The organism is Thermaerobacter nagasakiensis (assembly GCF_055396825.1).
The window spans coordinates 21,944-35,149 of record NZ_AP043740.1 but is presented as its reverse complement, the minus strand read 5'-3'; the positions used below and the strand labels follow the sequence as shown (position 1 = coordinate 35,149).

Here is a 13,206-nt window from a genome sequence, read left to right as displayed (position 1 = left end):
TGATGGGGTCTGCAAATCCGGTGACGGGATGGCGAAACCGTCTAGCCGCCCTGGCCATCGCCGCCGGTCGAGCCCGGCGTCCCGGTGACGCCCGCCTCCCTGAGCGCCCGCTCGATGGCCGCCCGGTTGCGCCCGAAGCCGCGAAACACCTTCCCGCCGATCACCACCGTGGCCGTGACCCGGCTCTGGTAGCGGTGGACCAGCCGGTCGTAGGCGTCGGGGTCCCGGCGCACGTCGTAGGCGGTGAACTCGACCCCCATCCGGCGGAGGAACTCCTCCGCATGGCGGCAATCCCCGCAGCCGGGTTGCACGTAAAGCTCCACCTGCGGGGGCATGCGGGCACCTCCTCTGGGGCTCCGGCCTGGGCGGGCAGGTTCATCCTGCCACCCGGCGGCCGGCGCTATACAGGTTACCAGGCCAGCCGGTCGCCGGCACCCGGGCGCAGCAGCATCTGCTGCCGCCGGCCGGCAGCGCTACGCAGGCTCCCAGGCCAGCCGGTCGCCGGGGCGTGTTCCCGTGGCGGCCAGGGTGCCGGCCGGCAGTTCCAGCACGCTATGACCGCGCCACACCAGGGGGCCCACCCGCCCGGGGACCAGGAGGTAGGCGGCCACCACTCTGCCCGACCGGTCCAGGTGCACCACGTCCAGGGGAAAACCCATGCCCAAGCTGTGGACCCACCGGCACGGCCAGAGCCAGAGGCCTTCCCCGGGGGCCAGCTCGTGCCGGCCCAGCAGGCCCCGGCTCCGGCTGCGCCACGAGGCTGCCACCGCAATGGCATGGCCCAGTTCCGTCCCCCGGGTCCGGTTGACCACCCGCACGGGTCCCCGGCCCGGCGGCCCGGCGCCGGTTCCACCCTCCCTGCCGTGAACCTTCCGCATCGCCCTCCTCCTTCCCGGGACGAACCGGCCCTGTGGCGGCCCCAGGCTACGGCGACGGCCCCGGCCTGCGCCCGTCGCCGGGTCGCGGCTGCAGCCTCTGCCCGTGGCCCGCGCGTCCCACGCACCCGTGACGGTCGCCGCCGGTTCCTGCCCGGTTGCCGCCCCGCCGGCGGCCCCCGAGGTCGCATCCATGATGTCGGGCCGGCGGGCAGGGCGTTGAGGGGGCTGCAGCGACCCGTTCATGTCCCGCGGCAAGGCCGCATAGGGTTGTCCCCGGCAGGTTGTCCGTTCCCGGACGCGTCCGGGACGGCCGGAGGTGGCCACCATGGGATGGACGGCGGACGCTGCAGATCACCGGATAGATCACGGAACCGGCGACCCCTCACCCCTGACGGCCCCCGAACCGCCCCGGGACGGGTGCAGATCCCTGGTACCGCGCTCCCAGGGCGGCTCCCGCCCCAGCTCCTGGGAGGAACGGTCCGGCAGGCCGGCGGGGCTCGGGACCGCAGCCGGCGGTGCGCAGGCCGTGATCGGCCTCGAAGGGACCTGGGAGGTCACCTGGTCCGGCCGGGCTGGCCCGCCGGTCCGGGTGCGGGTACCCGAGGAGCCCCCATGCCCGCCAGGCTCGGCTCCACCGCGGGCGGTGGTCTACCGGCGGGATGTGGAGGTGCCGCCGGGGCTCTTGGGTGGGAAGGACGTCCGGGCCTATCTGGAGCTGGCCATGGTGCTGGGCCGGGCCCGGGTGCAGGTCAACGGCGACGCCTACGACGTCCCGGGGGCCGGCCAGGTCAACGCGTGCCTCGACATCACCCGCTCCCTGCGCCCCGGGACCAACCGGCTGGTCGTGGAAGTGGCCGGGCCACTGGAAGGAGGGGAGGAGGGGCGGCAAAGCCGGCGCCTCCGCCGGCGACGAAGCCGGCGACCGGCCTTGCTTGCCGGCGCCCAGGAAGGCGCTGGGCCCGCGGGGGTCCAGGCGGTGGCCTGGGGTGCCTGGGCCCGGCCCGAGGCGGTTCCGCCGGGGTTCCTCCCACCGGGCCTGGCGGGTCCGGTCCGCCTGCGGTTCGTCCGCGGCGTGGTGCCGGTGGCGGTGAGCTGGTTCTTCCGGGACGAAGCAGAAGGGGCGGGGTCCGGGTCCAGCGCAGCGGGCCGGGGCGGCGGGAGGGCCGCCGGTCGCCCGCTGCCGGGTCCGGCAGGGCCATGGGCACGGCCGGAGCCGGCGGGACCACGGCCCCTCCGCGTCCCCTGGCGACCCGGGGCGAGGGGGGAGACCCCGGACCTGCCGGCGGGCGGGCCGGGCCCGGCCGTGGCGTACGGCTGTGTCCGGGTACGCTACCTGGCGACGGAACCCCTCCAGGGCCGGTGCTGGATCGAGATCGAGCCGGACGGGTTCGATGGCCCCGGTGCCCGGGCGGCCTGGGACGTGGAGGCCCGGCCGCCCGGTGGCACCTGGGAGGTCTGGTTTGCGCTGCCTTCCCCACGGCTGTGGACCGTGGGGGATTGGGGCCGGCCGCACCTCTACCGCCTGCGGGCCGGCTTCGAGCCTGCCGGCGGGACGGCCCAGCCACCGTTGGTCTCCGCCGGCTCCGGGGAACCCGCCTCGCCCGCAGCGGCCTGGGGGCCGGCCCCCGCGGTGGAAGTCCTGGCCGGCGTCCGCTTCATCCGGCGGCTGGAGGGCGCCTGGTACCTCAACGGGCAGCCCCTGCGCTTCCGGGGCGCCTGCTTGCTGCCCCTGGCTACCTGGCCGGGGGCTATCACCCCGCGCCAGGCCCGGGCCTGGGTCCGGCGGGCCCGGGCCCTGGGGCTCAACGCCCTGCGGGTGTACGCCCACCTGGCCCACCCCGCCCTCTACGAGACGGCCAGCCGCCTGGGCGTCGTCCTCTGGCAGGACCTGCCTCCGGTGGGGTGCCCCACCCCGGAGGCGGCGGCCGCGCTGGAGGAACAACTGGCGGCCTGGGTGGAAGAGGCAGGCCGCTGGCCTGCGGTGATCGCCTGGTCCATCTGCCCGGAGCCGGCCCTGCCCCTGGCCGGAGAACGGCCGCGCGGGCCGGGCATCCGGACCCCGGCGGGTATCCGGATCCCGCGGCTGCAGGCGACGGGCAGCCGGGTGGCCGCCGGCCTGGCCCGGCAGCTGGCTGCCCTGGACCCCGGCCGGCCCGTCCTGGAGCGGGCGGGTGCTCCGTCCTGGACCCGAACCGGCGGGGCGATGCGGTTCTTTCCCACGGGGGACGTCCCCGACCCCGCTGCCTTGGAACGGCGGTGGCGCCTGGCACCCCATGTCACGGTGATCGCGTCCCTTGGCTGGCCGGCGGGCGACCAGACTGCCCAGGCGCGATTCGTAAGGTATAGCGGGGATGCTTTGCGCCGGCGGCCCTACCCGGCCAGCGGCGGGTTCTTTTTTGCGCTCAACGACCCTCCTGGCGGTCCGGCCTACGGCCTCTACACGGCCGAGGGACGGCCCCGCGAGGCGGCCCGGGCATGCCGGGAGGTCCTTGCGCCGGTGCGCCTGCTCGTGGGGGCGTGGCCCCGGCGCTGCCGCCCGGGCCGCGGCTTTCGCCTGCCGGTGTGGCTGGTCAATGACACCGCCCGGCCCCTGGCAGGGCGGTGGACGTGGCAGCTGGTGGCGGGACGGCAGGTGCTGGCCGCCGGCACCATGGCCTGCGGGGCCGCTGCCAGGTCCCTGGTGCCGGTGGGCTGGATCACCGGCCGGTTGCCCCAGGAGGCCGTACCCTCGCCTTGGGCGAGGCCGGCCACCGGTGCGGGAAGGGACGAACCCGGCCCCCCGGCGCGGGCCTTGCCCCTGGTGCTCCACCTGGACCTGCAGGTGGGCGGGCGGGTAGTCCGTTCGGCCTACCCGCTGCCGGCCTGGCTTCCCGGCCCGGCCGGCCCCGGTGCGCCCGCGGCGGGTGGCGCCGGGGACCCGGGGGGAACCCCGGAGCGGCTGCGTTCGTCCTAACCCATTGACGGCGCCTGCAGCCGGACTATGCTGGAATTCCGGAAGGCGACCCGGGTCGCCGGGGTCCCCGCCCTGGGCTTGAGTTCCCGGGTTGCCGCCCCGGGCTCGCGGGCCGAAGAGGGCCCTGTGGGAGGGAGAACCGTGACGTACCTGGATCCGGCGGCCACGGTGATCGGCACGCCGGCCTGGCCTCTGTGGCTCCTGCGCGGCCTGGAAGCGGCCGTGGTCTTCGTGGTGGTCTACAACCTGGCCGTGTACCTCGGGGGCCTGCGCAATCCCCGCCCGGTTCCCCGCACCGCGCCGCGAGCGCGGTTTGCGGTGCTGATCCCCGCCCACAACGAGGAGGCCGTGATCGGTCCCCTGATTGAAAGCCTGTGGCGCCAGGAGTACCCGCGCCACCTCTATGACGTCTTCGTCATCGCGGACAACTGCACCGACGGGACGGCCGCCGCCGCCCGGGCCGCGGGGGCCCGCGTGTGGGAGCGGTTCGACGACCGCCGGCGGGGCAAGCAGTACGCCGTGGCCTACGCCCTGGAGCGCATCGCCAGCCTGGGCCGGCACTACGACGCCGTGGTGATGTTCGACGCCGACAACCTGGTGCAGCCCAACTTCCTGCAGGTGATGAACGACCACCTGGCGGCGGGCGAGAAGATCATCCAGGCCTACGTGGACGCCAAGAACCCCGACGACAGCTGGGTGGCGGCCGCCTTCGCCTTCAGCTTCTGGATGAGCAACCGCTGGCGGCTGCAGGCCCGGCACAACTGGGGCCTGTGCGGCGCCCTGGCCGGCACGGGCATGTGCATCGCCTGGGAAGTGCTGGAGCGGGTGGGGTGGGATGTGAACACCCTGACGGAAGACCTGGAGTTCTCCGCCAAGGCGCTGCTGCACGGCTACGTGACCACCTTCGCCCGGGAGACCCGCATCTACGACGAAAAGGTGACGGGGTTCGTGGCCTCCTGCCGCCAGCGGGTGCGCTGGGCCCGGGGGAACGTCCAGGTCATGCTGATCCACGCGCCCCGGCTGCTCTGGGCTGGCCTGCGCCAGCTGGATCCGGTGAAGTTCGAGTTCGTCTTCGACCTGACGCGGCCGCTGCATCTGGTGGTGACGGCGGCAGCCTCGCTGCTCAACCTGGTGGCTGGGCCGGCCCTGGCCCAGTGGGGCTGGGTCCCCCTGCCCGAGTGGCCTGTGCGCCTGACGGCCCTCTTTGCCCTGGTGGGACCGCTGCTGGTGCTGGTGCTGGACCGGCTGCCGCTGCGGCCTTACCGGTTCATCCCCCTGCTGCCGCTGTTCCAGTACTCCTGGATCGCCCTGGTGCTGTGGGCGCTGCTCACCCCGCGGAACCGGCAGTGGGTTCCCACGGTCCACACCCGGGCGGTGCGGCTGGGGGAGCTGTCCCGCTGACGGGCCAGGCGGCGGTCCGAGGAAACGGCCAAGGGCGCCCCGGTTGGGGCGCCCTTCCGCGTCCCGGCGGGGTGCCTGCCGGTCCGGATCGAGCGGGGAAGGGAACGGGGGCCTGGGTTTCGAAGGAAGGGATCCAGAGCCACCCAGACCGGCGAAGCCGCAGGCTCATCTGGGGGGCGGCGGCCGGCGCAGCCGGGGTGCCGGCCGGGCGCGGCACCCGGCGACAGGGCGCTTCTCGGAGGGGAGGAGCATCCCATGCCACGTACCCGCCGCCGGACGAGCGCGGCCCTCGCATGGGGGCTTTTCCTGGCGGCCATCACCCTGTCGGCGCCTGCCTGCGGGGCGCGCCCACCCGAACCGGAACCGGTGACCCTGTACGATGTGGAAGACTGGCCTCCCTTCGACCGCTTCCTGCCGGCGGCGGAACTGGCCGGCGATGTGCGCGTCACCGCCCGGGTGACCGTGAGGCCGGTGACCCGCCCGGGGCCCGATCCCCGGAACCCCTCGCACCAGGTGCCGTGGCGGGATGTCCATTTCGAGGTCCGGATCGAACCGGCCGGCGGCCGGGCGCTGCAAGGGGTGGTGGCGGGCGTGCGGCTCAACGAGGCGCTGGCGCCCTGGATCCCTTCGGGCCTGCTGGTCTTTGGCAGCGATAGGCATGCGCCCCTTGACGTGGGTCCCGGTACCGAATCGCCCGGGCTTCTGGTGTCGCGGGTCACCGGCGTGCCGGACCCCTCCGTGCTGTCCGGGGAGGAGCGGCGCGCCCTCGGGGCGGCCCTCCAGACCCCGATGTGGTTGAAGCTCACCTGGGACGGGTATCCCCGTTACATCCGCCTGGAACCGGGCGAGGACATCCAGTACCAGGGGCTGGAGGTCTTCGGTGAGACTGGAGCCTCCGGCCCCGGCGCGGGGAACCGGTGAGGGCGCCCGGGAGGGTGGCCGGGCCGGTGCCGGCGCCCGGCGCCTGGCGCCGCCGGGGCGCCCGGCGATGCGCCCCGGGCTTCCGGACCGCGTTACAATAGGCTCATCATGAACCGCTGGAACCGCCGCCGTTCTTCCTCGTCCGGTGCCGCCCCTTCCCCGGCCGGCGCCACTCCCGGTTCCCGAGCGGCCCGCTCCGGTCAGGGAACCGGCCTGCCCGGGGTGAGCGACGGCGCCGCGGAGCCCTCTGGCACCGCCGGTACCGCCGGCACCGGCCGGAAGGAACCGGGAGCCGGTGCCTGGGCCGCCTATCGCCAGCTGCTGCGTCCCTTCCGCACCCAGGCCGTGCTGGCCGTCGCCCTCCTGCTGGCCCGGTCCGGGCTCGATCTGGGCATCCCCCAGATCTTCCGCTGGCTTCTCGACGTGGCCATCCCCGCCGGCGACCTGCGGCGCCTGGCCATGGGGGCGCTGGTGGCCCTGGCCCTGGTGGGGACGCGGGCCGCCGTACACTATGCCGCCGTCTACGTCTCCTTCGACCTGACCCAGCGGGTGGTGCACGAGCTGCGGGTGCGCCTTTACCGCCACATCCTGTCCCTTCCCCTGGCCTTCTTCCACCGGGAGCGGCAGGGGGCCGTGGTCGCCCGCCTGACCACCGACATCGGCGCCGTGGAGCGGTTCGTCCAGGCGGTGTTCGCCCGGCTGGCTGGCGAGTTCGGTGGCGTGCTGGCGGTGGTGGCGACGGTGGTGGCCCTGCAGCCGGCCCTGGGGATGGGGCTGGTCCTTCTGCTGCCCCTGGCAGGAGCCTGGTTCTACCTGCAGACCGTGCGGATCCGCAGCCTCAGCCGGGAGATCCAGGCCCAGGCGGGCCGCATCGGGGCCGCGGCCACCGAGGCGGTGGGCGCCATCGCCACGGTCAAGGCGTTTGGCGGTGAAACCCGCGAGGCCGGGCGGCTGGCGGCGGCCAGCCAGCGTTACCGTGCCCTCAACATGGCGCGGCGCCGGTTCATCGGGCGGATGGAGAGCGGTGCCGACCTGATGGGCAACCTGGGCCTGCTGCTGCTGTTCTTCGCCGGCGGCTACCTGGCCATCGCGGGCCGGCTGAGCCCGGGCACCCTGGCGGCCCTGGTGCTCTACCTGCGGATGATGCTGGCACCCGTCAGGAGCCTGGTCAACTTCCACCTGATCCTGCAGGAGGGCCTGGCGGCCATGGAGCGGGTCCAGGAGATCCTGCAGTTGCCCGCCGAGGGGGTACCGCCTGCCGGCGGCACCCGGGAAGCAGCGGCCAGCGGGGGGCCGGACCGCCCGGACCGCCTGCTCCCGCCGGAGGCGGGCGGCGTGGTCCGGGAGGGTGCCGACCAGGATGGCCGGGGGGCCGTAGCCGTACCGGCGATCTCCGGAACCCACCCGTCACGTCCCGCGGGGGGGCCCGCGTTCCCCCAGGGGGCGCCGCGGCCTCCCGGGGGACCCGGGGCGCCCGGGGGAGGTGGCGGCGCCGGGGCCGGTGGGGCGGAGGCCCGGACATGGCCCGAGGCGGCTGTGCGGCCCGCCCGGCCATCGCCCGCGGGGGCGGCCCTGGAGCTGGCCGGCGTCTGGTTCCGCTACCGGCCCGGCGACCCGCCGGTGCTGCGGGGCGTGAACCTGCGGGTCGAACCCGGCGAGCGCATCGCCCTGGTCGGGCCTTCGGGTGCGGGGAAGACGACCCTGCTGCACCTGATTCCCCGGTTCTACGACCCCGAACAGGGGGTCGTGTTGCTGGACGGGCAGGACGTGCGCCGGTTCGACCTGGCGGAACTCCGCCGCCAGGTGGCCTGGGTGATGCAGGACCCGGTGCTCTTTTCCGGCACGGTGGCGGACAACATCGCCTACGGCTGTCCCGGCGCCAGCCGCGCCGCCATCCAGCGGGCCGCCGAGCTGGCCAACGCGGCCGCCTTCATCGCCGCCCTGCCCCAGGGCTATGACACCCCGGTGGGGGAGCGGGGCGTGCGCCTTTCCGGGGGCCAGCGGCAGCGGATCGCCATCGCCCGGGCCCTGTTGCGCCGGCCGCGGCTCCTGCTGCTGGACGAGGCGACCTCCTTCCAGGATGCCGACTCGGAGGAACGGATCCACCAGGCCCTGGACCTGCTGGCGGCCGGCGGGTGCACCAGCATCGTGGTGGCCCACCGGCTCTCCACCGCCCTGCGGGCCGACCGCGTCGTGGTGCTGGACGGCGGCCGGGTGGTGGAGGCGGGGACCCACGCCCAGCTCATCGCCCGCGGCGGCCTCTACGCCCGCCTGTACCGCACCTTCTTCAGTCCTCGCGGCCCCGGCCGGCCGCGGCCGGGCCTTCCGGCCGGCGGGACAGGCACGGGAGACTAGCCGGGGATCCGTCCATCTGTGCCCGGATGGTCTCGTGGGTCCACCCCGTCTCGGGGGCGACCTTGCCCGCGACCCAGCCGTCATGGGTCAGGGTGGCCCGTCAAGGCAAGCCGGCCTGGCAAGGTGAGGTGGCCTGTCAAGGCACGGCGGGCTGCCCCAGGGTGGCCCGCCCCGGCCAGGTGGTATGGTGGACGTGTAGGAGGGGATGGCCTTGGCCCGCTGGACCCTGCGCCTGCGGGTACGCTACGGCGAGACGGACCGCATGGGCCGGGCGTACTACGCGCGCTACTTCGACTGGTTTACCGACGGCCGCACCGAGCTGATCCGCCGCCTGGGCCTCTCGTACCGCCGCCTGGAGGACGAGGGGGTGTTCCTCCCGGTCCTGGAGGCGGTCTGCCGCTACCTGCGCCCGGTGGACTACGACGACGAGCTGGAGCTGGACGTGGAGCTGGTGCGCCTGACGCCCACCCGCATGGACTTTGCCTACCTGCTGCGGGCGGCCGGCAGCGCCCAGGTGGTCGCCGAAGGCGAGACCCGCCACGCCTTCATCGACACCCGGGGCCGGCCCATCAACCTGCGCAAGGCCCGGCCCGAGATCTGGGCCCAGCTGGAGGGCTTGCAGCCCGAGGTGCCGGTGGAAGCCGGCAGGCCGGGCGGGGGGGACGGCGGCCGGTGAGCAGCCGGCAGCGCCTGGCCCAGGCATTGGAACGGGTGGCTGCGGCGGACCCGGCCCTGGCCGGCATCACCGGTCGCCTGGGCCCCCTGCTGGACCTGCTGGATGCCGTCGACGCGGGGGCCACCCTGGACGTCTGGATCGAGTTCGGGGGCGGGCACGCGGTGATTGCCGACGTGGCCTCGGAGGCCCGGGAGCTGGTCTGGGATGCGGCCGGGCCGGGCCTGGGCTTCGAGGGGGCGGCCGGGGAGCTGGTGCTCCTGCTCCACCACATCCAGCAGGTGCGGCGGGAGCACGCCACCGGGGGGGTGCGGGTGCTCTTGGCCACCGGGGAGGCGCTGTGGTTCCGGGCCGTGCGGCCGGGCCACAGCGGGCTCTCCCGGCCGCTGCAGGCCTGAGGTCCGCTTTCCCCGGGCGGAAGTTTCTTGCTATCGTGGGAGCGGTGTGGACTACCCTCGCGCGAGGTGATTCCCGACATGCCGCTGGTCACCGGCATCGAGCTTTTGGAAGACGCCCGCAAGCGGGACTACGCCGTGGGCGCCTTCAACGTCAACAACATGGAGATCATCCAGGCCATCATTGCCGCCGCCGAGGAGGAGCGGTCGCCCGTGATCCTGCAGGCCAGCCAGGGCGCCATCAAGTACGCGGGCATCCGCTACATCCGCGCCCTGGTGACGGCGGCGGCGGAAGAGGCCCGGGTGCCCATCTGCCTGCACCTGGACCACGGCCCCAGCTTCGAGCAGGTGATGGAGTGCCTGCGCTACGGATTCACCTCGGTGATGTTCGACGGATCCCACCTGTCCTATGAGGAGAACGTGCGGCTGACGGCCAAGGCCGTGGAGGCCGCCCACGCCGTGGGCGTCTCCGTGGAAGGCGAGCTGGGCAAGATCGGCGGCGTGGAGGAGGAGATCCGGGTCGAGGACTGGGACGTGGTGCTGACCGACCCTGAGGTGGTGCCCGATTTCGTCCAGCGCACCGGGGTCGACTACCTGGCGGTGGCCATCGGCACCAAGCACGGTTTCTACAAGGGCGAGCCCAAGCTGGACTTCGACCGCCTGGCCCGCATCCACCAGCTGATGCCGGACCTGCCGCTGGTGCTGCACGGCGGCAGCGGGATCCCGGAGGAGCACATCCGGCGGGCCATTCCCCTGGGGGTCCGGAAGATCAACATCGACACCGAGCTGCGGGCCGCCTTCGTCGGCCGGGCGCGGGAGATCATGGCGGAGAAGCCCCAGGAGATCGACCCGCGCAAGATCCTGGGCCCCGCCCGGGAGGCCATGAAGGAAAAGGTCAAGGAGAAGATGCGGCTCTTCGGCTCCTCGGGCAAGGCGTGAGCGCCGTCCGGGCCAGGGGCGAGGAGAGCAGGGCCCCTTGGACCGCCTGATCCCGACGCGGGATGCGGCCCGGGAGCCCGGAGGCCGCCCGGGCCGGTTCGTCCGGCCGGGGGGTGGCGGCCGCGGGGGAGGGGAGGCAGCCGGGATGGAACGGGAACTGACGTTGGAACTGGTGCGGGTGACCGAGGCGGCCGCCCTGGCCGCCGCCCGCTGGATGGGGCGGGGGGACAAGAACGCCGCCGACGGCGCCGCGGTGGACGCCATGCGGGCGGTGTTCGACACCGTGGAAATCCGCGGGACGGTGGTCATCGGCGAGGGGGAGATGGACGAGGCGCCCATGCTCTACATCGGCGAGCAGGTGGGCAGCGGCCGGGGGCCCGAGGTCGACGTGGCCGTCGACCCTCTGGAAGGGACCAACCTGGTGGCCAAGGGCCTGCCGGGGGCCATCGCGGTCCTGGCCGTGGCGCCCCGGGGTTGCCTGCTCCACGCCCCCGACATGTACATGGAGAAGATTGCCGTCGGTCCGGCGGCGGCGGGGTCCATCGACATCGAGCGGCCCATCGAGGACAATCTCCAGGCCGTGGCCCGGGCCCTGGGCAAGCGGGTCGAAGACGTGACGGTGATCCTGCTGGACCGGCCGCGCCATGCGGACCTGGTGGCCCGCATCCGGCGGGCGGGTGCCCGCATCCGGCTGATCTCCGACGGCGACGTCTCGGCCGCCATCGCCACGGCCCTGGAGGGGACGGGCATCGATCTCATGGTCGGCATCGGCGGCGCCCCCGAAGGCGTCCTGGCGGCGGCGGCCCTTTACTGCCTCGGCGGCGAGCTGCAAGGCCGGCTCTGGCCCGAGGACGACGAGGACCGGCGGCGGATGCAGGCCATGGGCATCGACCAGGCCCGGGTGCTGCGCATCGAGGATCTGGTGCGGGGCGAGGACGTGATCTTCGCCGCCACGGGCATCACCAGCGGGGAGATGCTGCGGGGCGTTCAGTTCACCAGCCGCGGCGCCTACACCCACTCGGTGGCCATGCGCTACCGCACGGGCACGGTGCGGTTCGTCGAGGCGTGGCACCGGCTGGAGCGCAAGCCCGTCATCGGCGAGATGGTGGGCGGCGCCGGGGCGGGCAGGGCATGAGGTGATGGGCGATGGCGGAGCGGGAACGGGACGAACGGGCCGGGCAAGCCGGAGAGGCCCCGGGGGATCTGGAGGCCCGGCGGGCGCGGATCCTGGCCTGGCTGCGGGAGGAGGCCGGGCGGGGGCAGCGTTTCCGTGACCTGGCCCAGGCGGTGTGCACCCACCTGTACCGGGAGTTTCCCCACTACTCGTGGGTGGGAATCTACATGGTGGAGGGGGACCGGCTCAAGCTCTGGGCCTGGGACGGCCCCCAGCCGACCCAGCACGTGGAGATTCCCCTGAACGCGGGCTTGTGCGGCTGGGCCGCCTCCACGGGCCAGCTGGCCAACGTCCCCGACGTGCGCCAGGACCCGCGGTACCTGCAGTGCTTCCTCTCCTGCCGGTCGGAGATCGTGGTCCCCATCGCCCGGCAGGGCCGGGTGTACGGCGAGATCGACATCGACAGCGACCGGCTGGCCGCCTTCGGGCCGGAGGACGAGGACTTCCTGCAGGCGGTCTGCGCCGTCCTGGCCGAGGTGGCGGCGGGCGACGGGGCGGTCCAGGCAGCCCTGGCGGGTGGCAGCCGCTGAGATGCACGAAAGGGGAGGTGGCACCCATGGCGTCAAGGCGCATCGCCATCCTGGTCGATGACATGTACGAGGACCTGGAACTCTGGTATCCCTACTACCGCCTGCTGGAGGCGGGCCACCAGGTCGAGCTCATCGGCAGCGAGCGGGAGCGGGCGTACACCAGCAAGCACCACTACCCGGCCAAGGCGGTGAAGTCCATCGGCGAGGTCCGGCCGGAAGACTACGACGGTGTGGTGATCCCCGGCGGTTACGCGCCGGACAAGATGCGGCGGGACGAGCGGATGGTCCGGTTCGTCCGGGAGATCCACGATCAGGGCAAGCTGGTGGCGGCCATCTGCCATGCCGGCTGGATGCTGGTCTCGGCCGACGTCCTGCGCGGCCGGCGGGCCACCAGCGTCCGGGCCATTCGCGACGACATGCGCAACGCCGGCTGCGAGTGGGTCGACGAGCCCGTGGTGGTGGACGGGAACCTGGTGACCTCGCGGACGCCCGACGACCTGCCGGCCTACATGAAGGCGATCCTGGCCAAGCTGGGCGAGGGGTGAGCCCGGGCCGCCCGGCCGCGGCGGGGCCCGGGCGGCCCGGCTGTGGTGAAGCCGGGAGACGGCGCATGGACCGGGGGACGGCGCAGGGAAAGGACAGGGTGCAGCGGCTGCCGGGGCCGCTGCACTTTTTTGTCCGGCATCTTGCCGGCTCGCCGGGGGCACCGGCACCCGGGGACTTGGGTCGCGCCGCCGGAGACAGCGGGTCTAGGCCGCCGGCCCCAGGTAGCGGCCGGCAGTTGGCCCGAGGCCGGCGCCAGAGGCCGCCGGCCCGAGGCTCCCCCTTCTCGGGGCACCCCGCCCAGGAGGGGCCGGCCCGAAGGACGGGTCCGCGGGCTGGCCCACTGTACGGGCCAGGGGCGCGGGTCCCATGGGCCAGGGGCACCGGCGGGGTGGAGCGAGGCAATGTAAACTAGCCGATTAGCCAACAGGAATTGCGTCCGCC

12 protein-coding genes are annotated in these 13,206 nt (G+C 74.1%); 10 read left to right on the top strand and 2 right to left on the bottom strand.

Going from position 1 to position 13,206, the window contains the following annotated elements:
• Positions 1-41 precede the first annotated feature (41 nt).
• Positions 42-335, bottom strand: coding sequence for a glutaredoxin domain-containing protein (locus ACZ5T9_RS00150; RefSeq protein ID WP_464833315.1), 294 nt, complete (start codon positions 333-335; stop codon positions 42-44).
• 138 nt (positions 336-473) lie between these two features.
• Complete coding sequence (locus ACZ5T9_RS00145) at positions 474-878, bottom strand: DUF192 domain-containing protein (RefSeq protein WP_464833314.1); 405 nt, start codon at positions 876-878, stop codon at positions 474-476.
• Between the two features lie 526 nt (positions 879-1,404).
• Between ACZ5T9_RS00145 and ACZ5T9_RS00140 the strand changes: the two genes are divergently transcribed.
• From ACZ5T9_RS00140 to ACZ5T9_RS00095, 10 genes are all read left to right on the top strand, one after another.
• Positions 1,405-3,831, top strand: coding sequence for a glycoside hydrolase family 2 protein (locus tag ACZ5T9_RS00140; protein ID WP_464833313.1), 2,427 nt, complete (start codon positions 1,405-1,407; stop codon positions 3,829-3,831).
• 141 nt (positions 3,832-3,972) lie between these two features.
• The gene (locus ACZ5T9_RS00135; RefSeq protein ID WP_464833312.1) at positions 3,973-5,232 is read left to right on the top strand and encodes a glycosyltransferase family 2 protein; all 1,260 of its coding nucleotides are present in this window, start codon (positions 3,973-3,975) and stop codon (positions 5,230-5,232) included.
• A gap of 255 nt (positions 5,233-5,487) precedes the next feature.
• A complete protein-coding gene (locus tag ACZ5T9_RS00130; RefSeq protein WP_464833310.1) occupies positions 5,488-6,153 on the top strand; it encodes a hypothetical protein in 666 nt (221 codons plus the stop codon).
• Between the two features lie 108 nt (positions 6,154-6,261).
• On the top strand, positions 6,262-8,508 hold the full coding sequence (locus ACZ5T9_RS00125; protein ID WP_464833308.1) for an ABC transporter ATP-binding protein: 2,247 nt from the start codon (positions 6,262-6,264) through the stop codon (positions 8,506-8,508).
• A 205-nt stretch (positions 8,509-8,713) separates the two neighbouring features.
• Positions 8,714-9,184, top strand: coding sequence for an acyl-CoA thioesterase (locus tag ACZ5T9_RS00120; RefSeq protein WP_464833306.1), 471 nt, complete (start codon positions 8,714-8,716; stop codon positions 9,182-9,184).
• Positions 9,181-9,579, top strand: a complete 399-nt coding sequence (locus tag ACZ5T9_RS00115) for a glycine dehydrogenase (RefSeq protein ID WP_464833304.1) — start codon at positions 9,181-9,183, stop codon at positions 9,577-9,579. Before ACZ5T9_RS00120 ends, ACZ5T9_RS00115 begins: the two co-directional genes overlap by 4 nt.
• Before the next feature lie 78 nt (positions 9,580-9,657).
• Positions 9,658-10,515: a class II fructose-1,6-bisphosphate aldolase gene (locus tag ACZ5T9_RS00110; protein WP_464833302.1), complete on the top strand. Its 858-nt coding sequence runs from the start codon at positions 9,658-9,660 to the stop codon at positions 10,513-10,515.
• A 145-nt stretch (positions 10,516-10,660) separates the two neighbouring features.
• Complete coding sequence (glpX, locus tag ACZ5T9_RS00105; RefSeq protein ID WP_464833300.1) at positions 10,661-11,650, top strand: class II fructose-bisphosphatase; 990 nt, start codon at positions 10,661-10,663, stop codon at positions 11,648-11,650.
• A gap of 11 nt (positions 11,651-11,661) precedes the next feature.
• Positions 11,662-12,219 (top strand): GAF domain-containing protein, encoded by a 558-nt coding sequence (locus ACZ5T9_RS00100; protein ID WP_464833295.1) that lies wholly within the window; start codon positions 11,662-11,664, stop codon positions 12,217-12,219.
• Between the two features lie 26 nt (positions 12,220-12,245).
• On the top strand, positions 12,246-12,764 hold the full coding sequence (locus ACZ5T9_RS00095; RefSeq protein WP_464833293.1) for a type 1 glutamine amidotransferase domain-containing protein: 519 nt from the start codon (positions 12,246-12,248) through the stop codon (positions 12,762-12,764).
• The last annotated feature ends 442 nt before the right edge of the window (positions 12,765-13,206 follow it).